We start from the raw sequence: 23,458 nt of genomic DNA on the forward strand, positions 1-23,458 counted from the left end.
AAGGGGAAATGAAGGCCTGCCTTGTTGCTAGTCGCTTATTGTTTTTTATAAATGGAGGTGATCATGAAGGTTTCAATTTTTGGGGTTTTGTTGTCTGGATCCCTTTTTATGTGCAGTCATGCCTTTGCTGAATATTCCGGTAAGGGTGGTATGGCAGCATATGATATTAGTTCTGAGGTTTATGAATACCATTACAAACATGGTTTTACGGGGGAGGATGCTATGGGCTGGGACCCTAATCTACAGTACGCCTGGTCAAGAGTTGGTGCCGCGATGACCTGCAATGTTGATATGGATAAGGCGCTAGTTTTAAAGGGGCTGAGTAATGAATTTGGCAATGATCCATTTATTCATGACATGAACGGCGTTGGCTTTCATCATATGCAAAGCAAGAATATTGAAGGTTTTTGCTCGCCAGAGCGCGTTGATGAGATTAAGGATTTGATTCCGAATATGGAGGCCGGAGAGTTTCCTGAGAAATTCTAAAAAAACGGGATTGAAAATTGTGAACACGGGGCCGTAATAACATTGGGTCAGGTCTCCCAATCCCCATCAGCCTGGAAAATGGTTGGCATGCAGCTGTTGGCTAAATGAAGATAGTGGTAATCATATGCATCCGATTTTTCTGTATTGCCTGGGAATGCTTTTCGCTTGGGTGCTGTTGGAGTTTCTGGCGAGAAGCGGCCTGATGGCGTCTTCAAATGCAGCCTTGATGCTTGCTTTGGGTGTCATGCTGGCCATCGTTAGTTTGGTTGATTGGCAGCTGAATAGTCCTATGGTAAATGCTAGGACGGGTGACAATGTGACACTGGACGATTACATTGAGATTAATGGAGTAGTGGTTGTGTTTGCATTTTTAGTGTCAATTATTCTTGAGGTCAGGAAAAGACAGAGTGGGAAATAAGGGAAAATGTGACTGGGGCATGCCTTAGGGCACTGTGGCAGGTCTTTCCTTTCCCAAAGCGTGTGGCAGTCAGCCCTCTGAAAGCTTTCCCAAAACCCGACTAATATTTTCCCCCGCAGACACTTCGAATCGCTCGCTTAAGTCAGCCGTGTGGTAAAGCGCCCCCTGACCCAGAAAACCCTCCAGCACCGCACTCCGCCCTTTCCGAAACACCGCCTCCGGGGTCGGGAATGGGGTCGGGCCTCCCATTTCCCATTAAACCTAAGCCTGGGAAATAGTATACCTGACCCTCAATGGCTGCACTCGCTATTGTTGTGCTGCAAGATCCATAGAGCGTGAAATGAACTCTACTGCCTGACCATGTAGCTTTGGCCAATTTCGAAGCTCTGGTGTATGAAACTTGAATTCATAACCAAGCTGACGGTCTGGAAGAGTGCCTATCATTTTGCAAAAGCCCTGGAATCGGCCCAGACACTCAATCCTGAATTCTGTGTCGCCGCGGACAAAGTAATACCAAGAGGAGTCCGCTGTTAGCTGCTTCCGATATACTTTATATTCGCCATATTTATCCCAGAGGCCAGTATCTTTCGTCTTTTCATCTAAGCCATAATCAAAATAGCGCGTCCCAAGTAGATAAATTTCACCATGAAAGCGCTCCTCTTTTTCCCAGTGTTCCTTGCAAGCATTCCAACCTGGTAGACATAAATGCACGTTTATTTTTCGGGCTTCTCTCTTTTTTCGCAGGCTAGGAACCCAGCTAGAGTCAGAGTCTTCAAGACATGCGTCAGAGATCAAAAAGCTAGCCTCTCTCCTGTCGGCGCAAGCGGTCTTGACACATTGGTTTTCTACATTCGTGTAAGCCGCGCAGTAGCCAATCGAAATTGGCTTGGCCTGCCCCGATAGACAATCGTAATGAAGCGCCTCTGAATCATCTGCAGCTTGGCTTTCTAATGGCGCCCCCAAATACAAGACGATCAGTAGTGGCTGAGCGAAGCGCCAGCGGTTACTCCTTTTCATTATCAATTTTTTCCTGCGTGGCTTTAAATTTAGCAACTCTGATTGACTGGGCCACAAATTGATCCAGTGACGCCATCAAGGCCTGCCAGTCATAATCCTGGAATCTTCCTGGATAAGTCAGTCGATAGCTGACGCTTTTCCCCGCATTCGCTTCGATATGACAAAGGGACCAGCCAGGCTCACTTTCACTGCAACTGCCATGGAACAATTTTCCCTTCCGGGAAAAGAAATATATCCGCCTACCTTTCTTGTAAAAAGAAAATGGGCCAATGTCCCTAAGGTACTCACCTTTCATGGCCGACATCTGAAGACCATGAGTTATTTCATCCCGTCTAGGGAACTGATAGCGAACAAATAATGCGCCATATTCCTGGCACGGCAAGGCCTGCCCGGGACAGAATACCATCACAGGAAAATCGCCATTTCCACTAAACATTGACGTCCCTGTAACCTCTTCCTGATAGAGGCAGTTTTTGTTAATAGCCAGCGAGGAATAGTGTTTTTCTTTGTAAGATATATCTCTAACAATTAGGTCGCCTTCTAGACACTCCTGTAGTGCAACAGCGTACTCGTCATTAATTCCTCGACTTTGGCATGCGCTTAGCAAAATTAAAAATGACAGCATAGCCAGCAATGATTTCATTTTATTTTCCCCTGAGTCGCCTCTCCCGGAGCGAGACATGTAATAACAGAATCCGCTGCTGAAAGTGGAAACATTCATGCCTATTATCGCAGCGCTGTAAATCCTATTTGCTTGTAAGCTATTTCTTACATGGTGTTTTTGGAGGCTATTGCGGGCTCATCGTTGGGCGATCCGTGGGCAGCTCGCGAGCTTCCCAAAGCGGGCTGCCACTCAGTCCTCGGAAAGCGTCCCCAAAGCCCGGCTAAGGTTGTTGCGCGCCGACACTTCCAGTTGCTCCCTCAACTCTACCGTGTGATAAATCACAGCCTGATCCAGAAAACTCTGCAACACCGCACTACGCCCTTTCCGAAACGCTTCTTCCGGCACAAACTCATATTCCTGCCGAATCCACCCTTCATACCGGTCATACAACTCAACATCTGCCCCAAGAATACTCAGGTCGATATCCTGCAGCAGGGCCATGTCCGGGTCCGTGGGTGGGTGCGGGTGGATGGTGGCCAGGATGAGTTCGTGTACTCGGGCGCGCTGTTGGTCGGTCAGCGTGCTATCAGCAAACTGCTGGGCAAACCAGTCTGCACTGCGAGCTTCGTTATCGCTGGCGCGGGGATCGTAAATCACATCGTGGGCCCACAGGGCCAGTTCCAGGCAAAGGGGATCTGCGGCGAGATGGCGATAGTGGTCTAGCCATCCGAGGCAGGCGGCGATGTGGTCCAGGGTGTGATAGTGGCGATGGGGTTCGCTGTAGTGGGTGGTGAGTTGTTGCCAGGTGGACTCCGGGTCAGGGAGTAGCGGGGCGACGACGGCCCGCCATCGTTGGTGCAGGGCTGACGCGGTGGTCATCCAGCTTCCTCCAGCGGCTTCCCATCTTCATCCACAAAACGCACATCCCGCACGGTGAGGGTCTGACCCTGCTGGTTCTGGACGGTAACCGGCGCCAGCGGCTCTCCGGTCTGGCGGTCCACCAGCTGCATGCTGTCTTTCTCGCCATTCCAGCGTTCGCTCCACTGGCGCAGGGCGGTGACTACCGTAAACAGGTCGCGGCCCTTGTCGGTGAGGCGGTATTCGTAGCGCTTGCCGTGCTCGCCCACGTCCACGCGCACCATGACGCCGTTGTCCACCAGCCGGGTCAGGCGGTTGCAGAGGATGTTCTTGGCTATGCCCAGGTTGTGCTGGAAATCCACAAAGCGGCGGGTGCCCAGCATGGCCTGCTTGACCACCAGCAGGGACCACCAGTCACCAACCTCATTGAGGGCGCAGGCCACCGAGCAGCCCATTTCATCGAAGCGTTTGCGTGTCATGGGTGGCATTGTACGCCAGAAAGGTTGCATAACGAAACCAAATAAGGTTTTATAACGCAACCAAATTGAGGGCCGTCGATTGGTGGCCTCGCTGATTCTGTTGTTTTTTATCGCGCTCGCTTGAGCGCCAGAGTGAAACAAAATTCGGGAGAGTAACAATGAGTGGTTCCCTGGACAGTCTGCTGCGCCCTTTTGCGCACAAATCCCTGAACCTGCGTAACCGGGTGGCCATGGCCCCCATGACCCGCACCTTCTCGCCGGGCTATGTGCCCAATGACGAGGTGGTGGGTTACTACCGCCGCCGAGCCGAGGGTGAGGTGGGCCTGATCATCACCGAAGGCACCTTTGTGGGCCACAAGGCGGCCAACGGCTATGAGCGGGTGCCGGCCATTTATGGCGATGCCGCCATGGCGGGCTGGAAGAAGGTGGTGGATGCGGTCCACGAGGCTGGTGGCCAGATCATCCCGCAGCTCTGGCACGTGGGCTCGGTGCGCAAGCCCGGGATTGGTCCGGACAAGGACGTGCCCGGGCATTCGCCGTCCGGCCTGTTCAAGCCGGGCAAGGAAAATGGCCACGCCATGACCCATGAGGATATCCAGGACGTGGTGCAGGCTTTTGCTGACTCCGCCAGGGCCGCCAAAGCGGTGGGCTTTGACGGGGTAGAGATTCATGGTGCCCACGGCTATCTGCTGGACCAGTTCTTCTGGGAAGGCACCAACCAGCGCGATGACGAGTACGGTGGCTCCATCGAGAACCGCGCCCGCTTCGGCGTGGAGATCGTCAAGGCGGTCCGTGAAGCGGTAGGTGAGGAGTTCGCCATTGTGCTGCGCTTTTCCCAATGGAAGCAGCAGGATTACGACGCCAAGCTGGCCGAGAACCCGGAAGAGCTGGAGCGCTTCCTGATGCCGTTCGTGGAAGCCGGCGTGGATATTTTCCATGCCTCCACACGACGTTTCTGGCTGCCGGAGTTCGAGGGTTCCGACCTGAACCTGGCCGGCTGGACCAAGAAGATCACCGGCAAGCCCACCATTTCCGTGGGCAGCGTGGGTCTGGATGGGGATTTCCTGAACAGCCCGGAAGGCATGGGCGGTACCGCCAACCCGGCGGCGCTGGATGAGCTGACCCGACGCATGGATAACGACGAGTTCGACATGATCGCCGTGGGCCGGGCGCTGCTGCAGGACCCGAACTGGCTGCTGAAGGTGAAGGAAGGGCGTGAGGAAGAGATCGCGCCGTTTACCAAGAAGGCGTTGGGAAGTTTGAGTTAAGAGCTACAAGCTCCAAGCTGCAAGCTACAACGCGGATCCGGGTTTGCCGGATCCGATAGGAAAGAGGCCGCGTCCAGAGTCTGGGTGCGGCCTCTTTGCGTTCTACGGAGCCGCTGTAGGAGCGCCTCTTGAGGCGCGAACCGAGCGACAGCGAGGAAAGGGCCAGAAATGGCACCCGATCCCGTATGGGGCTGACGGCGGGTTTCTGATCGTCCGCCGGACGATTCCGCGTTTACACGCGGTTCGCACCTCAAGAGGTGCTCCTACAGGTGGTTATTAATCCTCCCCCTGATCCACCAGGGTCTGGTTCACCGCCAACGCCAGCAGGGTGCAGATGACGCCGGAGAGCAAGTAGACGGTGACCGACAGCAGGCCGAATTTGGCGGACAGGCCCAGGGCCACCAGCGGAGCGAAGGCGGCGCCGAACAGCCAGGCGAAGTCGGAGGTCAGGGCGGCACCGGTGTAGCGGAAGCGGCGCTCGAAGTTGGCGGTGACGGTGCCGGAGGCCTGGCCGTAGGAAATCCCCAGCAGGGCAAAGCCGAGCAGGATAAAGGTGTCCTGCATGGCCGGGCTGCCCCCCATCAATAGCGGGGTGAGCAGGCTGAAGACGCCGATCACCGCCGCCAGGGCGCCCACGGTGGTGCGCTTGCCGATGCGCGCGGCGATCCAGCCGGAGCCGATGGTGGCAATAATGCCCACGATGCCGCCGACGATCTGTACGGTCAGCACCTGGCCGGTGGTCTGGCTGCCCTGCAGGGCGATCCAGGACAGCGGGAAGATGGTCACCAGGTGGAACAGGGCATAGCTGGCCAGGGCGGCGAAGGAGCCGATAAAGATGTTGTAGCCCTGCTTGCGCACCATCTCGGTGGTGCCGATGGGCTCCAGCTCGCTTTCTTCCAGGGCTTCGGTGTATTCCTCGGTGAGCACCAGACGCAGGCGGGCGAACAGGGCGACCACGTTGATGGCGAAGGCCACGAAGAACGGGTAGCGCCAGCCCCAGCCCAGGAAATCCGGGGCGCTCAGGCTGTTATAGAGAAACAGGAACAGGGCGCTGGCAATGACGAACCCCAGCGGCGCGCCCAGCTGACCGATCATGGCGTACCAGCTGCGCTTTTCCTTTGGCGCGTTCAGGGCCAGCAGCGACGGCAGACCATCCCAGGAGCCGCCGAAAGCCACCCCCTGCATGATACGGAACAGGGCCAGCAGGGTAATGGCGTAGCCACCCAGCTTCTCGTACCCGGGCAGGAAGGCGATGCCGGCGGTGGCGGTCCCCAGCAGGAACAGGGCTGCGGTGAGTTTGATGCCGCGACCCCAGTGGCGCTGGATCGTCATGAACAGGGCGGTACCGAAGGGCCGGGCCACAAACGCCAGGGCAAACAGGGAGAAGGAATAGAGCATGCCCTGTAGCGGGTCGGCGAAGGGGAAAAACACCTGCGGGAAGATCAGTACCGAGGCGATGCCATAGACAAAGAAGTCGAAGTATTCGGAAGTCCGGCCGATGACCACACCGACGGCGATTTCATTGGGCGCCACCGGGGCATGGCTGGAACCGTGGGACTGCTGGGGCTGGGACATGTTGTGCGCTCTTGTTCTGCCTGGGCTAAAGAGCCCGTTCAGTGATGGATGCGGATGTGTCTTCCCTGTAGGAGCCATGCTTGCATGGCGAACCGGGCTGGCACCTTTCGCCATGCAAGCATGGCTCCTACAGGGTTAGGGTCCACTCCCCTAGCACTTTAAGGCTATGGGACAAAATGTCCAATACCCGCTTCCCATTGCCTTGGCTAGAGTTCTCCTATCCCATAAGCCAACCAGAATAGCCGCCAATGCAAATATTCAAATACTTGCGTGGAGTGTCGCTGACGTTGCTTGTCGCTGCCCTGCTGTCGGGTTGCGATGCAGTCGTGATGTCCCCCTCTGGTGATGTGGCAGTGCAACAGCGGGACCTGCTTGTCTGGTCCACCATCCTGATGCTGCTGGTCATCGTTCCCGTCATCGTGCTGACGCTGTGGTTCGCCTGGCGTTATCGCGCATCCAATACCGAGGCCACCTACAAGCCTGACTGGACCCATTCCACCGTGCTGGAACTGGTGATCTGGGCGGTGCCGTTGCTGATCATCATCGCCCTGGGGGCGATGACCTGGGTGTATACCCACAAGCTGGACCCCTACCGGCCGCTGGATCGCATTGATGCCAGCACCCCGGTGCCGGCGGATCTGGAGCCGCTCACCGTGGAAGTGGTGGCGCTGGACTGGAAATGGCTGTTCATCTACCCGGAGCAGGGCATCGCCACGGTGAATGAGCTGGCGGCGCCGGTGGATCATCCGATCCGCTTCAAGATCACCGCGTCCACCATGATGAACTCCTTCTTCATCCCCGCCATGGCCGGGCAGATCTATGCCATGGCCGGCATGGAGACCAAGCTGCACGGCGTGATCAATGAGCCGGGCGTCTACCAGGGCTTCTCCGCCAACTACAGTGGTGCCGGCTACTCGCATATGAAGTTCCAGTTCCACGGGCTCAGCGAGGCAGATTTCCAGGCCTGGGTGGACAAGAACAAGGCCAGCGGCAATACCCTCAGCCGCGAGGTCTACAAGGAGCTGGAAGTGCCCAGCATCAAGGACCCGGTGACCCGCTATGGCAGCGTCGATCCGACCCTCTACCACGCCATTCTCAATCGCTGCGTGGACCCGGGCACCGTGTGCATGGAAGACATGATGTACCACAGCGGCCATGGCAAGCAGGAGGCGAGCGAAACGGGGCACGATGCCCACGCCGGCCATGCCCAGCATGGAGGCCACCATGAATAAGCCTGTTTACCTGAATACTGTCGCAGTAGGTGTCGCCCATGTTTGAAAACCTGGACCTGACCAAACTCATATTCGGACGTCTGACCTGGGACGCGATTCCGTTCCATGATCCGATCATTCTGGCTACCTTTGCGGTGGTGGCGGTAGGGGGTGTGGCCATGCTGGCGGCACTGACCCGCTACAAGCTGTGGGGCTACCTGTGGACCGAGTGGTTTACCTCCATCGACCACAAGAAGATCGGCATCATGTACATCATCCTGGGTCTGGTGATGCTGCTGCGCGGCTTCGCCGATGCCATCATGATGCGCCTGCAGCAGGCCATGGCCTTTGGCGACAACATGGGCTATCTGCCGCCTGATCACTACGACCAGATCTTCACCGCCCATGGCGTGATCATGATCTTCTTCGTGGCCATGCCGCTGGTGACCGGGATCATGAACTACCTGATTCCGTTGCAGATCGGTACCCGTGATGTGGCCTTCCCGTTCCTGAACAACTTCAGCTTCTGGATGACCGCCGGTGGCGCCGCGCTGATGATGATGTCCCTGTTCGTGGGCGAGTTTGCCAAGACCGGCTGGCTGGCTTATCCGCCACTATCGGGGATATTGCAGAGTCCCGGGGTGGGGGTGGATTACTACATCTGGTCGTTGCAGATCGCCGGGGTGGGGACCTTGTTATCGGGGATCAACCTGCTGGTGACCATCGTCAAGATGCGAGCCCCGGGCATGAGCCTGATGAAGATGCCGGTATTCACCTGGACGTCCCTGTGCACCAACGTGCTGATCGTGGCTGCCTTCCCGGTACTGACCGCGGTACTGGGCATGCTCACCATGGACCGTTATCTGGGCACCGCCTTCTTCACCAACGACATGGGCGGCAACGCCATGATGTACGTGAACCTGATCTGGATCTGGGGTCACCCGGAGGTGTACATCCTGATCCTGCCGGTGTTCGGTATCTTCTCCGAGATCGTGGCCACCTACAGCCGCAAGCCGCTGTTCGGGTACACCTCCATGGTCTATGCCACCGTGGTGATCACCGTGCTGTCCTACCTGGTATGGCTGCACCACTTTTTCACCATGGGCTCCGGGGCCAGTGTGAACTCGTTCTTCGGGATCACCACCATGATTATTTCGATCCCGACAGGTGCGAAGATCTTCAACTGGCTGTTCACCATGTTCCGTGGCCGCATCAAGTTTGATGTGCCCATGCTGTGGACCGTGGGCTTTATGGTCACCTTCGTGATCGGTGGTATGACCGGGGTGCTGCTGGCGGTACCGCCGGTGGACTTCGTGCTGCACAACAGCCTGTTCCTGATCGCCCACTTCCATAACGTGATAATCGGTGGCGTGCTGTTCGGTCTGTTTGCGGGTATCACCTACTGGTTCCCCAAGGCCACCGGTTACAAGCTGGACGAGTTCTGGGGCAAGATGTCCTTCTGGTTCTGGTTGATCGGTTTCTACTTCGCCTTCATGCCGCTGTACGTGCTCGGCCTGATGGGCGTGACCCGTCGTGTCAGCCACTTCGAGGATCAGTCCCTGCAGATCTGGTTCCAGATTGCCGCCTTCGGTGCGGTCCTGATCGCTGTAGGTATCGCCGCCTTTGTGATCCAGCTGGTGGTGAGCTTCAAGCGTCGCGAAGCGCTCAAGGACGAAACCGGCGACCCGTGGGATGGCCGCACCCTGGAGTGGTCCACCTCCTCGCCGCCACCGCCGTACAACTTTGCGTTTACTCCGCGCGTACATGATCTGGACGCCTGGTGGCAGATGAAACAGCACGGCTTCAAGCGCCCGGAATCCGGTTTCATCCCGATTCACATGCCCAAGGGCACCTGGGCGGGCGTCGTGCTGTCGGCGATCAGCGTGGCCTGTGGCTTCGCCCTGATCTGGCACATGTGGCTGGCGGCGGCGGTGACCTTTGTGGCTCTGATCGGCACGGCCATCTACCACACCTTCAATTACGACCGTGATTACTACATTCCTGCCGAGGAAGTAGAGCGGATTGAAGCTGAACGAACCAAGGTGCTTGCCAATGTCTGAAGCAACCATGACCGCTGACGGGAAAACCCAGGACGGCCAGCTGGAGTTCCTGGTGAAGGGGGATCATCACCCCCAGAACGGTACCCTGCTGGGTTTCTGGCTCTACCTGATGAGCGACTGCCTGATCTTCGCAGCGCTGTTCGCCACCTACGGGGTACTGGCACGCAGCTATGCCGGTGGCCCCACCGGGATGGAAGTGTTCGACCTGACACTGGTGGCCATCAACACCTCCATGCTGCTGCTGTCCTCCATCACCTATGGCTTCGCCATGCTGGAGATGCAGGCCAACCGCCTGAAGGGCACGCTGATCTGGCTGGGTATTACCGGCCTGCTGGGCGCGGGCTTTCTGGCGGTGGAACTGTATGAGTTCTATCACCTGATCCACATCGGTGCGACGCCGCAGACCAGTGGTTTCCTGACCGCCTTCTTTGCGCTGGTTGGCACCCACGGCCTGCACGTGCTGTTCGGTATCGTGTGGCTGGTGACCCTGTTGTTCCAGCTCAAGAAGCACGGCCTGATCCCCGCCAACAAACGCCGGGTGTTCTGCCTGTCCATGTTCTGGCACTTCCTGGATGTGGTCTGGGTGGGTGTCTTTACCTTCGTTTACCTGATGGGAGTGCTGCCATGAGTGAGCATACACACGATCACGATCATCACGAGGCGGAAGGCCCCCACGTTTCCCTGAAGGAATACGTGACCGGCTTTGTGCTGGCGGTGATCCTCACCGTGATTCCGTTCTGGGTGGTAATGGGCAATGTGTTTGAAAGCTCTACCACCACAGCACTGGTGATCCTGTCTTTCATGGTGGTGCAGATCTTTGTCCACATGGTGTTCTTCCTGCACATGAACTTCCATTCGGAAGGGGGCTGGAACATGCTGGCGTTGATCTTCACCCTGGTGCTGGTGTTCATCACCCTGGCCGGTTCCCTGTGGGTGATGATCAGCCTGAACAACAACATGATGCCGGGCATGATGTAGGGGGCGTCTCTGCATGCCCCCTTGCATGCTCAGTCATTCTGACCCGAGGGCGCGGCCTGAAGCGCGCATCTGTTGCGCCTTGTCTCTAGGAAAGGGAGCCACCCTGCCCGTCGAGACAAGACACAACAGCTGCACACTTCAGACCACGCTGAGCACGCAAGGGGGCATGCAGAAACGCCCCATGCGTCGGACAAAAGCTTTTTCATCACAGACTTCACTGAGTAAAACCGCTTAATCTCAGTGTTCTCTGTGGTGAAAAGGGTTTAACGATCTTTCCCCACGTTTGAAGAGGCATTGCCATGGCTCGTCGGCGTCTTCTTTCTTTCCTGTTTCTGCTGTTGTGCGTGGCGGCCTTTGCCGGCTTTGTCGCCCTGGGCGTCTGGCAGGTGCAGCGCCTGGCCTGGAAAGAGGATCTGATCGCCCGGGTGGATGCCCGCGTCCATGCCGCCCCGGTGACGGCCCCAGCTCCGGTCGACTGGGCCAGCGTGAGCAAGGATGTCCACGAATATCGGCGCGTTCAGTTAACGGGTGAATACCGGGTCGACGGCCTCTCCCTGGTGGCGGCGGCCACGGAAGAGGGGCAGGGTTACTGGGTGATGGTGCCCTTGCAGCGGGCGGATGGCAGCCGGGTTTACATCAACCGTGGCTTCGTGCCCCAGCGCTTGCGCGAGCAGGCTGCCCGGGGGGACTTCACTCCACGCGGCCAGGTCTCGGTGACCGGCCTGCTGCGGCTCAACCAACCGGGTGGCGGGGTGCTGCGCGACAATGTGCCCACCGAGAACCGCTGGTATTCCCGGGATGTGCAGGCCATGGCCGAACTGCACGGCCTGGCGCCGGTGGCGCCGTACTTTGTTGATGCGGAGACCAGCACGCAGCCCGGACCCATCGGTGGGCTTACCGTGATCCGCTTCCCCAATAACCATCGGGTCTATGCCATCACCTGGTTTGCCCTGGCGCTGGGCGTGATGCTGGCGGCCTGGCTGGTGGTGCGCGAACAGCGCAAGGGCTGAAAGCGTTGTTTGTTGAAGCCATGCTTGCATGGCGAACTGCCTCACACCTTCACGCCGAAGTCGGTAAACTGACTGGCCATGGATAAACTGACTATGACAGCCCCCGCCGGCACGGCCCCCCTGGCGGCCATTCGCCGTTCCAGTGAGGATGTGGCCGGTCGCAAGAATTTGCAGCTGCTGATCCAGTTGCGCTGGATCGCCATGGGCGGGCAGCTGGCCACCATCCTGCTGGTGCACTACGGTTTCGGTATCACGCTGCCGCTGGGGCAGATGCTGGTGGTGCTGTTTGGCTTGTTGCTGCTGAACGCGGTGAGCCTGCTGCGCCTGAAATTGCCGAAAAGCATCGGCAATACCGAGTTGTTCCTGTCGCTGCTGATTGATGTGGCGACGCTGACCATCCTGCTCTATCTCAGTGGCGGGGCCACCAACCCCTTCGTATTTCTCTATCTGTTACAGGTGATTCTCGGGGCCGTGCTGCTCAAGGTGTGGTCCACCTGGGTGATCCTGATCACTACTACCTTTTGCTTTGCCTGGCTGGCCTGGTCGGGCAAGCCGCTGCCGCTGCCGCTGGATCATTCCAAGGGTCTGTTCAGCCTGTATATCGAGGGGATGATCATCTGCTTTGTGCTCAACGGGGTGCTGCTGGTGATCTTTATCAACCGCATCACCCGTAACCGTCGCCAGCGCGACGAGCACCTGGCGGAGCTTCGTCAACGGGCCGCGGAGGAGGAGCACATCGTGCGCATGGGGCTGCTGGCCTCCGGCGCCGCCCACGAACTGGGCACCCCGCTGGCCACCCTGTCGGTGATTCTTGGCGACTGGCGGCACATGGAGCCGTTCAAGTCTGATCCGGACATGGCCCAGGAAATCGGCGAGATGCAGACCCAGGTGCTGCGTTGCAAGTCCATCGTCAGCGGCATCCTGCTGTCTGCCGGTGAGGCACGGGGCGAGTCGTCGGAGGAAACCACTGCCCGGGAATTCCTGGATGACCTGGTGGCGGAATGGCGGGAAACCCGCCCGGTGAAGGATTTCATTTACCTGAATGATTTTGGCCAGGACCTGAGCATCGTTTCCGACTCGGCCCTGAAGCAGAGCATCCATAACGTGCTCGATAACGCCCTGGAGGCATCGCCGAAATGGGTGCGCCTGGATGTACATCGCCATGACGATAACCTGGTGATTTCGGTGACCGACCGGGGCCCCGGCTTCCCGGCGGCCATGCTGGAAAGCCTGGGGCGCCCCTACCAGTCCAGCAAGGGCCGACCGGGTAGCGGCCTGGGGTTGTTCCTGGTCATGAATGTGCTGCGTACCCTGGGGGGGAATCTGCGCGCCCGGAATCTGGTGCAGGGTGGGGCCGTGGTGATGCTGTCGTTACCCCTGTCCGCCGTCACGCTGGAAGAGGAATAGGTTGTGAGTGAGTTGGAGCAACAGACCGAGCGGTTGCTGCTGATCGTGGAAGACGACGAGGCCTTTGCCCGTACCTTGAGTCGTTCCTTTGAACGGCGCGGCTATACCGTGATCCATGCGTCGGGAATGGACGAGATGGAGGTGTTGCTGGAGGACCATGATCCGGGCTACGCGGTAGTGGATCTGAAACTGAAAGGCGAGGCGTCCGGTCTGGCCTGTGTGCAGATGCTCAATCAGCATAACGAGGACATGCTGATTGTAGTGCTCACCGGTTACGCCAGCATTGCCACGGCGGTGGAAGCGGTGAAGCTGGGCGCCTGCCATTACCTGGCCAAACCCTCCAACACCGATGATATCGAAGCGGCCTTCCTGCGCGCCGAGGGCGACGTGGACGTGGCTCTGACCGCCCGGGAAACCGACCTGAAAACCCTGGAATGGGAACGCATCCACGAAACCCTGGCGGAAACCGGCTTTAATATCTCCGAAACCGCCCGCCGGCTTGGCATGCATCGACGGACCCTGGCCAGGAAGCTGGGCAAGCAGCGGGTTAAATAATCTCGCAGTTCTCAATAACGCCGCGTAGGAGCGTCGCTGGCGGCGCGATAACCACCCTATGGAATCGCGCCGCCAGCGACGCTCCTACAAAAATTGGGGGGGCTGTCGAAAAACGGTCACCCCAATCGATTAACTATGGAAAGCCAATTCCTTCAAGGAGAGAAGCCATGTCGGAAGTCCGTCTTAATCCCTATCTGAATTTCCCGGGCAATTGCCGGGAAGCCTTTGATTTTTATGCCGGTGTCCTGCAGGCCGAGATCAGTTTCCTGATCACCATGGGCGAATCGCCCATGGCCAGTGAGGTGCCGGCAGAAAGCCACCATCACATCTGCCATGTCTGCCTGGAGGGGGAGGGCATCGTATTGATGGGGTCGGATTGCCCGCCGGATACGTATGAAAAACCGCAAGGCACCATCATCAATGTGCAGGCGGAAACCTCCGAGCGGGCGGAAGCCATCTTTGCGGCGTTGAGCGACGGCGGCGAGATTCGCATGCCCATGGAGGAAACCTTCTGGGCGAAGCGCTTTGGCATGTGCATCGACCGCTTCGGGGTGCCCTGGATGCTCAATTGCGACAAACCCATGCCGTAGTGTGGCTGTGGCATTCGGGCTGCGGAGGCCTGGGCGTGTGGATGCAGCGTGCCTGCCTGCACACGCCCCCGTATACTTGTGCCATGAGCAATATACCTGCCAGCGATAACGGTACTTTTCTGTGGATGACCTACCAGGCCATGAGCAAGGCCGGCCTGGACTGCGCCGCCATCTTTGCCAGTGTCGGTATGCCTGACGAACCGCCGGATCGCTCCCAGCGGCGTATCAACTCTCCCCAGCAACGCTTCTGGGATGCGGCCGAAAAGGTTAGCGGCGATCCGGATATCGGGCTGCGCATCGGCGGTATGCTGCCGGCATGGCGGGGGCAGGTTCTCGAGTATCTGTTTCTCAGTAGCCCCACTTTCGGCGAGGGCCTGGAGCGGGCACTGCGTTACAGCCGGCTGATGACCGACGCCATGCAATTCCAGCTGCGGGTGGAGGGCGAGAGGGCAATCCTGTCCGGGCTCAGTCATCCGGTTCGTCATTATCTGGAATGTGCGACCTGCATTGTTCTGCGCTTCCTGCGCCATGTCTCCGAGAGCGACTTCCAGCCACAGCATATCCAGTTTGAACATGCCGAAGGCGCCAGTGGGACCCTTTACGAAAGTGTTTACCGGTGTCCGGTGGTCTTGGGGGCAGAAGAGGGGGCGCTGGTGTTCCCCGCTGCCCTGCTGGACCGGGCCTCGCCTGCGGCGGAGCCGGAGCTGCTGGCGGTGCATGAAAAACTGGCCTTGCAGAAGATGGCCGATCTGGCACGCCAGGATTTCCTGCTCACCCTGGAGCGGGAGCTGGGCAGCTTGCTGGAGCAGGGCGATGCGTCCCTGGATGCGCTGGCTGCGCGGGTTGGCCGCAAGCCTCGGGCGCTGCGGGCGGAGCTTGAGGAGGCCGGGACCAGCTTCAAACAGCTGCTGACCGGTTACCGGGAGCGTCTGTCCCGGCGCTTGCTGGCGCGCACCCAGGAACCCATCGACCAGATTCTCTACCTCACCGGGTTCTCCGAACCGGCGGCATTTACCCGCGCCTTCAAGCGCTGGACCGGGGAAACCCCCTCCGCCTATCGCAAACGCAAGCAGTCGGAAAACCCGGATTCTTGATCCTGGTGACGGCGATTACTGCCCTGCGGATCAAATCGATCGGAGTGGAATTGGGCAGGATAGCCGGCAACAGGTTATCCATGAGGTCTTCCCATGCTCGGTTTTCCCGTCGCATTGCTTAGCGTTAACGCCTTCGAGTGGTACGCCCACAAGGTGTGGTTGCACGAATTCCCGCGAAAGCACCGGAATAGTCCGTTCTTTACCCATATTCGCCACCACAAGCGTGCCCGCCTTAATGGTTTCGAGGACGAGGGTTACACCCAATCCATGTGGAAAGACCAGGAAATGTTCAATGAAAAGGCGGCGCTGATCGGACTCTGTGTCGTGTTCACGCCTACCGTGGTGGTGGCGCCCTTTTTTACCGTCGGCGTGTACTATGGCGCCTGGCAATACTGGCATAAGCACAGCAAGGCGCATCTGGACCCGGAATGGGCGAAAGCAAACCTGCCCTGGCATTACGACCACCACATGAACACCAACCAGGACGCCAACTGGTGTGTGACGCGGCCCTGGTTCGACTACATCATGGGCACCCGGGTTATTGGTGAGTCGGATATCGCAGAAACCAACCCCCTGGGTATGAACCTCCCCCAGTGGCTGGAAAAGCCCGTTAACCGGGTGGTCCGCCGTGTTTTGCCGAAGGCCTTTACCCGGCTGGATGAAAACCGCGAGCTGGAAGCGCAGCGTCTGCACGATAGCCAGGCGACCGAGGTGGATGCGGCCTAGGGTTGTTAACAGGGTTTAATGGATCTGATCCGGTGGAGGGGTAAAGCGGTGGGGCGGTAGCTCCACCCGCTGTACCTGGCCTCCCTGCACATAGGTGTGGCCCGGGTAGCGCTCGCCGCCAGTGACGGTGAATTCGAAGCGGTAGATGCGGGTGATACGCCGTTTGCCGTGGCGGTCTTTGATCAGCGCCAGTTTTTCCGGCCCCACGGTATCATCCAGAAACTCCACTTCTTCCCGCTCGCAAAATCGCCGGGTGTAGATCAGCGCCCGCTCACGGATGCCATGGGAACGCCAGAACAGGGCGGCGATCACTATCACGGCAGTGACCAGGCCGATGTCGGTCAGATCCAGATTCATGGAGCCCGTCCTGTCAGGTTGCCGAACAGGCTGCGCCACTGGTCGTCACTGAGGCCGTTGAGAGTGGCGATGTTGCGCTCGGGAATCTGCTCCGGGTCCGGGTAGCTGGCCAGGCCCCGGTCCAGGCTGGCTTCTCGGAGGATATGCAGGATCGGGTAGGGGGCCCGGTTGGTGAAGTTCTCGCGGTCGTCCACCTGCGTATCGGCAAACTGATAGGCCGGATGGAAACTGGCAATCTGAAAGGTGCCTTCCCAGCCCTGCTGTTCCAGCAGGCCGTCGGCCAGATCGAGCATGTCGTTGTAGTCGAGAAAATCATCCAGCTGATCCGGAATGATCAGCAGGGTGGTGTCGATCTGCTCGGCGGGGGTGCGATCCAGCCGTTCCAGCTCGTCATAAAGATCCACCAGCAGGGTTTCCACATTGCGGCTGTCGCTGACGGCAAAGTGCACCTGCCCGGCGTTCAGGGGTTTACGGGCAAAGGGGCACAGGTTCAGGCCGACGACGATCTGTTCCAGCCACTGGCGAGTGTCGGCGATGATGGTATCGGAAGCAGGCATGTTCATTGGGCTACGAGGTAGTAAAAGGGCGAGGGTAGCATGGATTCGTGTGGCCGTCGGGCGGAATGCGTAATGCGAGAGGAGGCACCGGTTTGATGACTCAGCAGCGAGGTCTGAGGTACGAGTTTCGAAAGGCAAACTGCCGTTGGTTTTCGCTCCTCGAAACTCGCTTCTCGCGACGGGCTGTTAGTTGCCCCAGAGGCTTCAGGCGTCTTCAGGCGTCACAATAGGGTCGCCCACCCGCACTACGCCGCTGGAGAGGATTTCACAACGCAGGCCGCCCCGGCCGAGCAGGGCCTTTACCACCTGGGGTGGGGTCAGGTCGCCGGCCAGCAGCTTGCCCACCACGGAGCAGGGCTCGCACAGTTCGATGCCCCGCAGGCGGATGTTGCCGAGCAAAAACTCCCGGCCTTCCAGGGCATTCAGGTCCACCCCTTCGGTGAGCACATTGCGGCGCAGAATGTGGGGTTCAACCCGCTGCTGATGATCCCGGTTGAAGTCGGCGATGGCTTCGGATTCGATCAGGGTAATCTGTTCGGCGGGCTTTGCATTGCGCCGGTAATGCCGATCGCCAACGATGCCGCAACCGGCGCGCAATTGCACGGCGGGCTGGCTTTCTACCGGGCCGCGGGATTCGCTGGCGGTGAACAAGGCGAGGACTTTCATGGGGCTCCTGGGTTCTGGCCGGAGGCTGACACGGGCATTCGAGCGATAGTCTATCAAAACGCGCCTGAATCCACCGTTGTTAAGGGGGCGATAGCCGTTGGAGCCTTGCTCGCAAGGCGAAGGGATGAATCCGTCCTGGTGCCCACTGAAACCTTCGCCTTGCGAGCAAGGCTCCAACGGGGGCATGCCTGGGGGGAGTGTCTGGCGTCGGGCGCTGTCATTCGCTAGAATTCTCTCCATCTTCACGTTTGAGAAAGGACGTCCCCCTTGGACCGTGCCCTGATCAACAGCTTTGCCTTCCTTTCCTCACCCGCCAGCTGGCGATGGTGACGCTCCCCTTGTGACTGTGCCCGGTGCACGGACACGCCCTTTTTGCCTTGTTTTTCCTCTACAATCGTTGCACTTGTCGGCCTGTGCGTTTGAATGGCCGAGCGAAGACCAATAGGGACAACCATGTCACAACAGCAACTGGATCGTTATGCCCAAGAGGGCTATACCCGGGTGCCGCTGGTACGCGAGGTGCTGGCGGATCTGGATACGCCGCTGACCGCCTACCGCAAACTGGCCCAGGGGCCTTACAGCTACCTGTTTGAATCCGTTCAGGGCGGCGAGCGCTGGGGGCGCTATTCCATTCTCGGGCTGCCGGCCACGGAAGTGATCCGCATCACCGGCCAGACCGTCAATGTCAGCAATGAACAGGGCGAGACCACCACCGAGGTCGCCGACCCGATCCAGTGGATTGAAGACTACCGTCAGCAGTATCGCTCACCGGAAATCCCCGGGCTGCCCCGTTTCAACGGTGGCCTGGTGGGCTACTTCGGTTATGACAGCGTGCGCTATTTCGAGCCGCGGCTGGGTCCGGCCCCCGGTGAGGATGTGCTCGGCGTGCCGGATATCCTGCTGATGCGCTCCGAAGAAGTGGTGGTGTTCGATAATCTGCGCGGTGCCCTGTTCCTGGTGGTGCATGTGGACCCCCGTGACGGGGATGCGGGCAAGCAGGCGGCACAGCGTCTGGATGCGCTGCAGGCGCAGCTGCGTGCGCCCCTGCCGGAGCCGGAGCATACCGTGTACGGCGAGCCGGTGGACGAAAGCGATTTCCGCAGCGAATTCCCGGAAGACCAGTTCAAGGCCGGCGTGGAGAAGGTGCGTGAGTATATTCTCGCCGGCGACGTGATGCAGGTGGTGCCGGCCCAGCGCATGAGCTGCCCGTTCCAGGCGCCGGCGCTGGATCTGTACCGGGCACTGCGTTATCTGAACCCGTCGCCGTACATGTTCTATCTGGATCTGGGCGATTTCCATATTGCCGGCTCTTCCCCGGAGATTCTCACCCGGGCGGAGCAGGGATCGGTCACGGTTCGGCCCATCGCCGGTACGCGCAAGCGCGGTGCCAACAGCGAGGAAGACCAGGCTCTGGAAGCGGACCTGCTGGCGGACCCCAAGGAAATCGCCGAGCACCTGATGCTGATTGATCTGGGCCGTAACGATGTGGGCCGGGTGGCGAAACCGGGCAAGGTCACGCTCACCGACAAGATGGTGGTGGAACGCTACTCCCACGTGATGCATATCGTGTCCAATGTGGAAGGCGAGTTGCGTGATGGCCTGGGGCCGTTGGACGTACTGCGTGCCACCTTCCCGGCAGGCACCCTGAGCGGAGCACCGAAGATCCGCGCCATGGAAATCATCGACGAACTGGAACCCACCAAGCGTGGCATCTACGGCGGCGCCGTGGGCTATATCGGTTTCAACGGCGACATGGATACCGCCATCGCCATCCGCACCGCCGTGGTCAAGGACCAGCGCCTCTACGTACAGGCCGGCGCAGGCATTGTGGCCGACTCGGTGCCCCAGTCCGAATGGGACGAGACCATGAACAAGGCCCGGGCCGTGTTCCGGGCAGTGAATCTGGCACTGGGTGGCCTCAACCTGGAAGACGGAGGGCAGCGGTAATGCGTGTGCTGATGATCGACAACTACGACAGCTTTACCTACAACCTGGTGCAGTACCTGCAGGAACTGGGTGCCGAGGTGCTGGTCCACCGCAATGATCAGATCACCATCGACGAGATCGAAGCGCTGAACCCGGATCGGCTGATGATTTCCCCCGGGCCCTGTACCCCCAATGAGGCGGGCATCTCCATTGCGGCGATTCAGCACTTTGCCGGCAAGCTGCCGATTCTGGGAGTCTGTCTGGGCCACCAGAGTATTGGCCAGGCCTTCGGTGGCAAGGTGGTGCGCGCCCGTCAGGTGATGCACGGCAAGACCTCACCCATTTACCACAGTGGCGTGGGCATTTTCCGCAACCTGCCGTCGCCCTATACGGCCACCCGTTATCACTCCCTGGTGGTGGAAAAGGACAGTCTGCCGGATTGCCTGGAAATGACCGCCTGGACCTGCCACGAAGATGGTAGCGTGGACGAGGTCATGGGCATGCGCCACAAGACCCTGCCTATCGAAGGGGTGCAGTATCATCCCGAATCCATTTTGAGTGAGCATGGCCATGCCCTGCTTGAGAACTTCCTGAACAACGAACAACAAGGGGACGCCGCATGAATATCCAGCAGGCCCTGGCCAAGGTGGTCGAGCAGATTGATCTGAGCGTGGACGAGATGCAGGAGGTGATGCGTCAGATCATGACCGGTGGCGCCACCGACGCCCAGATTGGCGGCTTCCTGGTGGCCCTGCGCATGAAAAGCGAGTCCCTGGATGAGATTACCGGAGGCGTGCAGGTCATGCGTGAGCTGGTGACCGCCGTGCCGGTGCAGAATCGCCAGTATCTGGTGGATATTGTCGGTACCGGCGGTGACGGTGCCAACCTGTTCAACGTGTCTTCCGCCAGTGCCTTTGTGGCGGCGGCGGCGGGGGCCCGGGTGGCCAAGCACGGCGGGCGTTCGGTGAGCTCAAAAAGCGGCTCGGCGGACCTGCTGGAAACCGCCGGTATTGCCCTGGATCTGACCCCGGAACAGATCGGCAGCTGCGTGGACAATGTGGGCGTCGGCTTCATGTTTGCCCCCAATCACCACAAGGCCATGAAGTACGCCGTGGGGCCGCGCAAGGAGCTGGGCATGCGCACCCTGTTCAACATCCTCGGGCCCATGACCAACCCGGCCGGCGTCCAGCGCCTGGTGTTGGGGGTCTTCTCCGAGAAGCTGTGCCGACCCATGGCGGAAGTCATGGGCCGTCTCGGTGCCGAGCACGTGATGGTGGTGCACAGCAAGGATGGCCTGGACGAGATCAGCCTGGCCACCCGGACCCATGTGGCGGAATTCCGTAACGGGGAAATCAGCGAATACGCGGTGACCCCGGAAGACCTGGGGCTGGACTCTGATTCACTGGTGGGCCTGGATGTGACCGACTCCGATGCCTCCCTGGCCCTGATTCGCGACGCCTTTGGCAAGCGCAGCAGCGATGCCGCCCGCAAGGCGGCGGACATGATTGCCCTGAACGCCGGGGCGGCCATCTATGTGAGCGGGATTACCCGGACCCATAAAGAGGGGGTACGCATGGCGGAAGACTTGATCCACAATGGAGAGGCAGCGGAGCGCATGCGTGAGCTGGCCCAGTTTTCCACGGCACTGACTGCTGCAGACTGATAAGGAGAGCGGTTATGAGCACAGGCACCATTCTCGACAAGATCATTGCCCGCAAGCAGGAAGAAATCGCCGTCGGCAAAAACAACTACACCCTGGGCGAGCTGGAGGCCATGGCCGACAACGAGCGCAAGGCCAGGGGCTTTATCGCCAGCCTGTTTGACCGGGTGCGCGACCACCAACCGGCGGTGATCGCGGAGATCAAGAAAGCCTCTCCCAGCAAGGGTGTAATCCGGGATGATTTCGATCCGGTGGAGATTGCCCGCAGCTATGAGAAAAACGGTGCCGCCTGCCTGTCGGTGCTCACCGACAAGGACTTCTTCCAGGGGGATGAACACTACCTGCGCGCCGCCCGCAACGCGGTGAACCTGCCGGTGCTGCGCAAGGACTTCATGATCGACCCCTGGCAGATCTTCGAGTCCCGGGCCATGGGGGCCGACGCCATTTTGCTGATCGCGGCAGCCCTGTCGGATGCGCAGATGAGCGAGCTCTATCACGCCGCCCAGCAGGCCGGCTGCGATGTGCTGGTGGAGGTGCATACCGAGGAAGAGCTGGAGCGGGCAGTGAATCTCAATGCTGAGCTGATCGGCATCAACAACCGTAACCTGCACACCTTCGAGACCAGCCTGAACACTACCCTGGCGTTGGCGGAAAAAGTGCCCGGCGACCGCATGATCGTCACCGAAAGCGGCATCCACACCCCGGAGGACGTGAAGCTGATGCGCAAGAATGGCATCAATGCGTTCCTGGTGGGCGAAGCCTTTATGCGGGCGGAGGATCCGGGGGCGGCGCTGAAGTCGCTGTTTTTTTAGTTAACAGTTAACAGTGAATAGTTAACAGCTGCGCGGGGCCTGGTTGGTGCCGGGCAGAGAATGTTTGAGGCCGCGCCCATTAAGTGGGTGCGGCCTTTCTGTTTGAACAACCCTTACCTGCGAAGCCGCTGTAGGAGTTCCCTTCCAGGGGACGAACCGAGCGACAGCGAGGCAGGGTGCCAGATACAACAAGGCCGCGCCCATCATCTGGGCGCGGCCTCTTGGTTTTCCGTACCTGAAGGTGTTCGACGCGCAGCTATTAACTATTCATTATTAACTGTTAATTGCTCTTCACCGCGTCCCGTAAACCACCATGGTCTTGCCTTTCACGGACACCAGGCCCTGTTCTTCCAGGTTCTTCAGAACCCGGCCGACCATTTCCCGGGAGCAGCCGACGATGCGGCCGATTTCCTGGCGGGTGACCTTGATCTGCATGCCGTCCGGGTGAGTCATGGCGTCGGGCTGTTTGCACAGGTCCAGCAGGGTGCCGGCCACGCGGCCAGTGACATCCAGAAACGCCAGGTCGCCCACCTTGCGGGTGGTGGCGCGCAGGCGGCCGGCGATCTGGGCGGAGACGGCGAACAGGATGTCGGCGTCTTCCCGGGCCAGCTGTTTGAACTTGCCGTAGCTGACTTCCGCGACTTCGCACTCGCTCTTGGCTTTCACCCAGGCCGAACGGGAGGGATCATTCTCGAACAACCCCATCTCACCGAAGAAATCCCCTTCATTCAGGTAGGCCATGATCATTTCGCGACCATCGTCGTCTTCGATCATGACCGTCACGGAGCCCTTCAGAATGTAGTAAAGCGCATCCGATTCATCACCCGCATAAATGATAGTGCTCTTCGCCGGATACTTGCGGCGATGGCAGTGGGCCAGAAACTGGTCCAGATTTGGAATAATTTTGTTGCCGTCAGTCATGGGCGCTCAATATTAAGCCAGAAAAATGTCTTAGCTGATAAGCGTAAGGATATTGCCTGTTTTTATCATTGATGCCAAGGGAACTGGCTCTCACTCTCAATTTTCACAGGCTCAACGGTGGCTTATGGCTGACCGGCACCGGATAGGCAGGGGATGGATCGGGGGGCCGGGCAGGAAAAATTATCTGCGATCCGGCCCCCTGAGGGGGTGGCGGCGCCCCCGC

General features: G+C 59.1%; 26 protein-coding genes. 17 read left to right on the plus strand and 9 right to left on the minus strand.

Features of this window, described 5'->3' with window-relative positions:
* The first annotated feature begins 63 nt into the window (after positions 1-63).
* Both C4S63_RS10500 and C4S63_RS10505 read left to right on the plus strand, forming a co-directional pair.
* Positions 64-486, plus strand: coding sequence for a hypothetical protein (locus C4S63_RS10500; protein ID WP_062815894.1), 423 nt, complete (start codon positions 64-66; stop codon positions 484-486).
* A 124-nt stretch (positions 487-610) separates the two neighbouring features.
* Positions 611-904 carry a hypothetical protein gene (locus tag C4S63_RS10505; RefSeq protein WP_062815895.1) on the plus strand — a complete coding sequence of 98 codons (294 nt, stop codon included), beginning with the start codon at positions 611-613 and terminating at the stop codon, positions 902-904.
* 306 nt (positions 905-1,210) lie between these two features.
* On the opposite strand, the gene C4S63_RS10510 is transcribed toward C4S63_RS10505, so the two are convergent.
* The 4 genes from C4S63_RS10510 to C4S63_RS10525 all read right to left on the minus strand — a co-directional run bounded on the left by C4S63_RS10510 (position 1,211) and on the right by C4S63_RS10525 (position 3,862).
* The gene (locus tag C4S63_RS10510; RefSeq protein WP_062815896.1) at positions 1,211-1,921 is read right to left on the minus strand and encodes a hypothetical protein; all 711 of its coding nucleotides are present in this window, start codon (positions 1,919-1,921) and stop codon (positions 1,211-1,213) included.
* On the minus strand, positions 1,908-2,564 hold the full coding sequence (locus tag C4S63_RS10515; protein ID WP_062815897.1) for a hypothetical protein: 657 nt from the start codon (positions 2,562-2,564) through the stop codon (positions 1,908-1,910). Before C4S63_RS10515 ends, C4S63_RS10510 begins: the two co-directional genes overlap by 14 nt.
* Before the next feature lie 210 nt (positions 2,565-2,774).
* Positions 2,775-3,404 carry a hypothetical protein gene (locus tag C4S63_RS10520; protein ID WP_197461855.1) on the minus strand — a complete coding sequence of 210 codons (630 nt, stop codon included), beginning with the start codon at positions 3,402-3,404 and terminating at the stop codon, positions 2,775-2,777.
* Positions 3,401-3,862 carry a helix-turn-helix domain-containing protein gene (locus C4S63_RS10525; RefSeq protein WP_062815898.1) on the minus strand — a complete coding sequence of 154 codons (462 nt, stop codon included), beginning with the start codon at positions 3,860-3,862 and terminating at the stop codon, positions 3,401-3,403. Before C4S63_RS10525 ends, C4S63_RS10520 begins: the two co-directional genes overlap by 4 nt.
* A gap of 158 nt (positions 3,863-4,020) precedes the next feature.
* Here C4S63_RS10525 and C4S63_RS10530 point away from each other — a divergent pair, with 158 nt between their 5' ends.
* Complete coding sequence (locus tag C4S63_RS10530; protein WP_062815899.1) at positions 4,021-5,130, plus strand: NADH:flavin oxidoreductase; 1,110 nt, start codon at positions 4,021-4,023, stop codon at positions 5,128-5,130.
* Positions 5,131-5,406: 276 nt separating this feature from the next.
* Here C4S63_RS10530 and C4S63_RS10535 read toward each other — a convergent pair whose 3' ends face one another.
* On the minus strand, positions 5,407-6,705 hold the full coding sequence (locus C4S63_RS10535) for an MFS transporter (RefSeq protein ID WP_103917529.1): 1,299 nt from the start codon (positions 6,703-6,705) through the stop codon (positions 5,407-5,409).
* A gap of 248 nt (positions 6,706-6,953) precedes the next feature.
* Between C4S63_RS10535 and cyoA the strand changes: the two genes are divergently transcribed.
* From cyoA to C4S63_RS10585, 10 genes are all read left to right on the plus strand, one after another.
* Positions 6,954-7,937 carry a ubiquinol oxidase subunit II gene (gene cyoA, locus C4S63_RS10540; RefSeq protein ID WP_062815901.1) on the plus strand — a complete coding sequence of 328 codons (984 nt, stop codon included), beginning with the start codon at positions 6,954-6,956 and terminating at the stop codon, positions 7,935-7,937.
* Positions 7,938-7,975: 38 nt separating this feature from the next.
* On the plus strand, positions 7,976-9,976 hold the full coding sequence (gene cyoB / locus C4S63_RS10545; RefSeq protein WP_062815902.1) for a cytochrome o ubiquinol oxidase subunit I: 2,001 nt from the start codon (positions 7,976-7,978) through the stop codon (positions 9,974-9,976).
* Positions 9,969-10,604 (plus strand): cytochrome o ubiquinol oxidase subunit III, encoded by a 636-nt coding sequence (gene cyoC, locus C4S63_RS10550; RefSeq protein ID WP_062815903.1) that lies wholly within the window; start codon positions 9,969-9,971, stop codon positions 10,602-10,604. Before cyoB ends, cyoC begins: the two co-directional genes overlap by 8 nt.
* A complete protein-coding gene (gene cyoD, locus C4S63_RS10555; protein WP_103917530.1) occupies positions 10,601-10,954 on the plus strand; it encodes a cytochrome o ubiquinol oxidase subunit IV in 354 nt (117 codons plus the stop codon). The genes cyoC and cyoD overlap by 4 nt, the downstream gene beginning before the upstream one ends.
* A 299-nt stretch (positions 10,955-11,253) precedes the next feature.
* On the plus strand, positions 11,254-11,964 hold the full coding sequence (locus tag C4S63_RS10560) for an SURF1 family protein (RefSeq protein WP_062815905.1): 711 nt from the start codon (positions 11,254-11,256) through the stop codon (positions 11,962-11,964).
* Positions 11,965-12,042: 78 nt separating this feature from the next.
* Positions 12,043-13,371: an ATP-binding protein gene (locus C4S63_RS10565; protein WP_062815906.1), complete on the plus strand. Its 1,329-nt coding sequence runs from the start codon at positions 12,043-12,045 to the stop codon at positions 13,369-13,371.
* Positions 13,372-13,374: 3 nt separating this feature from the next.
* Complete coding sequence (locus C4S63_RS10570) at positions 13,375-13,926, plus strand: response regulator transcription factor (RefSeq protein ID WP_062815907.1); 552 nt, start codon at positions 13,375-13,377, stop codon at positions 13,924-13,926.
* Between the two features lie 167 nt (positions 13,927-14,093).
* Positions 14,094-14,516: a VOC family protein gene (locus tag C4S63_RS10575; protein WP_103917531.1), complete on the plus strand. Its 423-nt coding sequence runs from the start codon at positions 14,094-14,096 to the stop codon at positions 14,514-14,516.
* An 83-nt stretch (positions 14,517-14,599) separates the two neighbouring features.
* Positions 14,600-15,610 (plus strand): AraC family transcriptional regulator, encoded by a 1,011-nt coding sequence (locus tag C4S63_RS10580; protein WP_103917618.1) that lies wholly within the window; start codon positions 14,600-14,602, stop codon positions 15,608-15,610.
* Between the two features lie 93 nt (positions 15,611-15,703).
* Positions 15,704-16,336, plus strand: coding sequence for a sterol desaturase family protein (locus C4S63_RS10585; RefSeq protein WP_103917532.1), 633 nt, complete (start codon positions 15,704-15,706; stop codon positions 16,334-16,336).
* 15 nt (positions 16,337-16,351) lie between these two features.
* Here C4S63_RS10585 and C4S63_RS10590 read toward each other — a convergent pair whose 3' ends face one another.
* The 3 genes from C4S63_RS10590 to C4S63_RS10600 form a co-directional block, all read right to left on the minus strand.
* Positions 16,352-16,693, minus strand: a complete 342-nt coding sequence (locus tag C4S63_RS10590; protein WP_103917533.1) for a DUF3301 domain-containing protein — start codon at positions 16,691-16,693, stop codon at positions 16,352-16,354.
* Entirely contained in the window at positions 16,690-17,250 is a 561-nt protein-coding gene (locus tag C4S63_RS10595; RefSeq protein ID WP_103917619.1) for a DUF1415 domain-containing protein, read from the minus strand. Before C4S63_RS10595 ends, C4S63_RS10590 begins: the two co-directional genes overlap by 4 nt.
* Positions 17,251-17,454: 204 nt before the next feature.
* Positions 17,455-17,916: an MOSC domain-containing protein gene (locus C4S63_RS10600; RefSeq protein ID WP_062815911.1), complete on the minus strand. Its 462-nt coding sequence runs from the start codon at positions 17,914-17,916 to the stop codon at positions 17,455-17,457.
* Positions 17,917-18,369: 453 nt separating this feature from the next.
* On the opposite strand from C4S63_RS10600, the gene trpE reads away from it, so the two are divergent.
* Genes trpE through trpC form a run of 4 tightly spaced genes read left to right on the plus strand, consistent with a single transcriptional unit; the run spans position 18,370 to position 22,314 of the window.
* Positions 18,370-19,863: an anthranilate synthase component I gene (gene trpE / locus C4S63_RS10605; RefSeq protein WP_103917534.1), complete on the plus strand. Its 1,494-nt coding sequence runs from the start codon at positions 18,370-18,372 to the stop codon at positions 19,861-19,863.
* Positions 19,863-20,465, plus strand: coding sequence for an aminodeoxychorismate/anthranilate synthase component II (locus tag C4S63_RS10610; protein WP_200819538.1), 603 nt, complete (start codon positions 19,863-19,865; stop codon positions 20,463-20,465). The genes trpE and C4S63_RS10610 overlap by 1 nt, the downstream gene beginning before the upstream one ends.
* The gene (gene trpD, locus C4S63_RS10615; RefSeq protein WP_062815914.1) at positions 20,462-21,505 is read left to right on the plus strand and encodes an anthranilate phosphoribosyltransferase; all 1,044 of its coding nucleotides are present in this window, start codon (positions 20,462-20,464) and stop codon (positions 21,503-21,505) included. The genes C4S63_RS10610 and trpD overlap by 4 nt, the downstream gene beginning before the upstream one ends.
* A 14-nt stretch (positions 21,506-21,519) precedes the next feature.
* Positions 21,520-22,314, plus strand: a complete 795-nt coding sequence (gene trpC, locus C4S63_RS10620; protein WP_062815915.1) for an indole-3-glycerol phosphate synthase TrpC — start codon at positions 21,520-21,522, stop codon at positions 22,312-22,314.
* A 291-nt stretch (positions 22,315-22,605) separates the two neighbouring features.
* Here the strand turns inward: trpC and crp are convergent, their stop codons facing one another.
* Entirely contained in the window at positions 22,606-23,235 is a 630-nt protein-coding gene (crp, locus tag C4S63_RS10625) for a cAMP-activated global transcriptional regulator CRP (protein WP_062815917.1), read from the minus strand.
* Positions 23,236-23,458 lie beyond the last annotated feature (223 nt).

This window comes from Alcanivorax sp. DSM 26293 (assembly GCF_900107995.1).
GTDB lineage: Bacteria > Pseudomonadota > Gammaproteobacteria > Pseudomonadales > Alcanivoracaceae > Alcanivorax.

Bases quoted from the DNA above. Each gene is read 5' to 3' on its own strand.
- C4S63_RS10600 (WP_062815911.1), bottom strand. From the start codon at position 17,916: ATGAAAGTCCTCGCCTTGTTCACCGCCAGCGAATCCCGCGGCCCGGTA.
- C4S63_RS10610 (WP_200819538.1), top strand. From the start codon at position 19,863: ATGCGTGTGCTGATGATCGACAACTACGACAGCTTTACCTACAACCTG.
- C4S63_RS10530 (WP_062815899.1), top strand. From the start codon at position 4,021: ATGAGTGGTTCCCTGGACAGTCTGCTGCGCCCTTTTGCGCACAAATCC.
- crp (WP_062815917.1), bottom strand. From the start codon at position 23,235: ATGACTGACGGCAACAAAATTATTCCAAATCTGGACCAGTTTCTGGCC.
- C4S63_RS10595 (WP_103917619.1), bottom strand. From the start codon at position 17,250: ATGCCTGCTTCCGATACCATCATCGCCGACACTCGCCAGTGGCTGGAA.
- C4S63_RS10525 (WP_062815898.1), bottom strand. From the start codon at position 3,862: ATGACACGCAAACGCTTCGATGAAATGGGCTGCTCGGTGGCCTGCGCC.
- trpD (WP_062815914.1), top strand. From the start codon at position 20,462: ATGAATATCCAGCAGGCCCTGGCCAAGGTGGTCGAGCAGATTGATCTG.
- cyoA (WP_062815901.1), top strand. From the start codon at position 6,954: ATGCAAATATTCAAATACTTGCGTGGAGTGTCGCTGACGTTGCTTGTC.
- cyoC (WP_062815903.1), top strand. From the start codon at position 9,969: ATGTCTGAAGCAACCATGACCGCTGACGGGAAAACCCAGGACGGCCAG.
- C4S63_RS10565 (WP_062815906.1), top strand. From the start codon at position 12,043: ATGGATAAACTGACTATGACAGCCCCCGCCGGCACGGCCCCCCTGGCG.
- C4S63_RS10535 (WP_103917529.1), bottom strand. From the start codon at position 6,705: ATGTCCCAGCCCCAGCAGTCCCACGGTTCCAGCCATGCCCCGGTGGCG.
- C4S63_RS10585 (WP_103917532.1), top strand. From the start codon at position 15,704: ATGCTCGGTTTTCCCGTCGCATTGCTTAGCGTTAACGCCTTCGAGTGG.
- cyoB (WP_062815902.1), top strand. From the start codon at position 7,976: ATGTTTGAAAACCTGGACCTGACCAAACTCATATTCGGACGTCTGACC.
- C4S63_RS10580 (WP_103917618.1), top strand. From the start codon at position 14,600: ATGAGCAATATACCTGCCAGCGATAACGGTACTTTTCTGTGGATGACC.
- C4S63_RS10520 (WP_197461855.1), bottom strand. From the start codon at position 3,404: ATGACCACCGCGTCAGCCCTGCACCAACGATGGCGGGCCGTCGTCGCC.
- C4S63_RS10500 (WP_062815894.1), top strand. From the start codon at position 64: ATGAAGGTTTCAATTTTTGGGGTTTTGTTGTCTGGATCCCTTTTTATG.
- C4S63_RS10575 (WP_103917531.1), top strand. From the start codon at position 14,094: ATGTCGGAAGTCCGTCTTAATCCCTATCTGAATTTCCCGGGCAATTGC.
- trpC (WP_062815915.1), top strand. From the start codon at position 21,520: ATGAGCACAGGCACCATTCTCGACAAGATCATTGCCCGCAAGCAGGAA.
- C4S63_RS10505 (WP_062815895.1), top strand. From the start codon at position 611: ATGCATCCGATTTTTCTGTATTGCCTGGGAATGCTTTTCGCTTGGGTG.
- trpE (WP_103917534.1), top strand. From the start codon at position 18,370: ATGTCACAACAGCAACTGGATCGTTATGCCCAAGAGGGCTATACCCGG.
- C4S63_RS10590 (WP_103917533.1), bottom strand. From the start codon at position 16,693: ATGAATCTGGATCTGACCGACATCGGCCTGGTCACTGCCGTGATAGTG.
- C4S63_RS10515 (WP_062815897.1), bottom strand. From the start codon at position 2,564: ATGAAATCATTGCTGGCTATGCTGTCATTTTTAATTTTGCTAAGCGCA.
- C4S63_RS10560 (WP_062815905.1), top strand. From the start codon at position 11,254: ATGGCTCGTCGGCGTCTTCTTTCTTTCCTGTTTCTGCTGTTGTGCGTG.
- C4S63_RS10510 (WP_062815896.1), bottom strand. From the start codon at position 1,921: ATGAAAAGGAGTAACCGCTGGCGCTTCGCTCAGCCACTACTGATCGTC.
- cyoD (WP_103917530.1), top strand. From the start codon at position 10,601: ATGAGTGAGCATACACACGATCACGATCATCACGAGGCGGAAGGCCCC.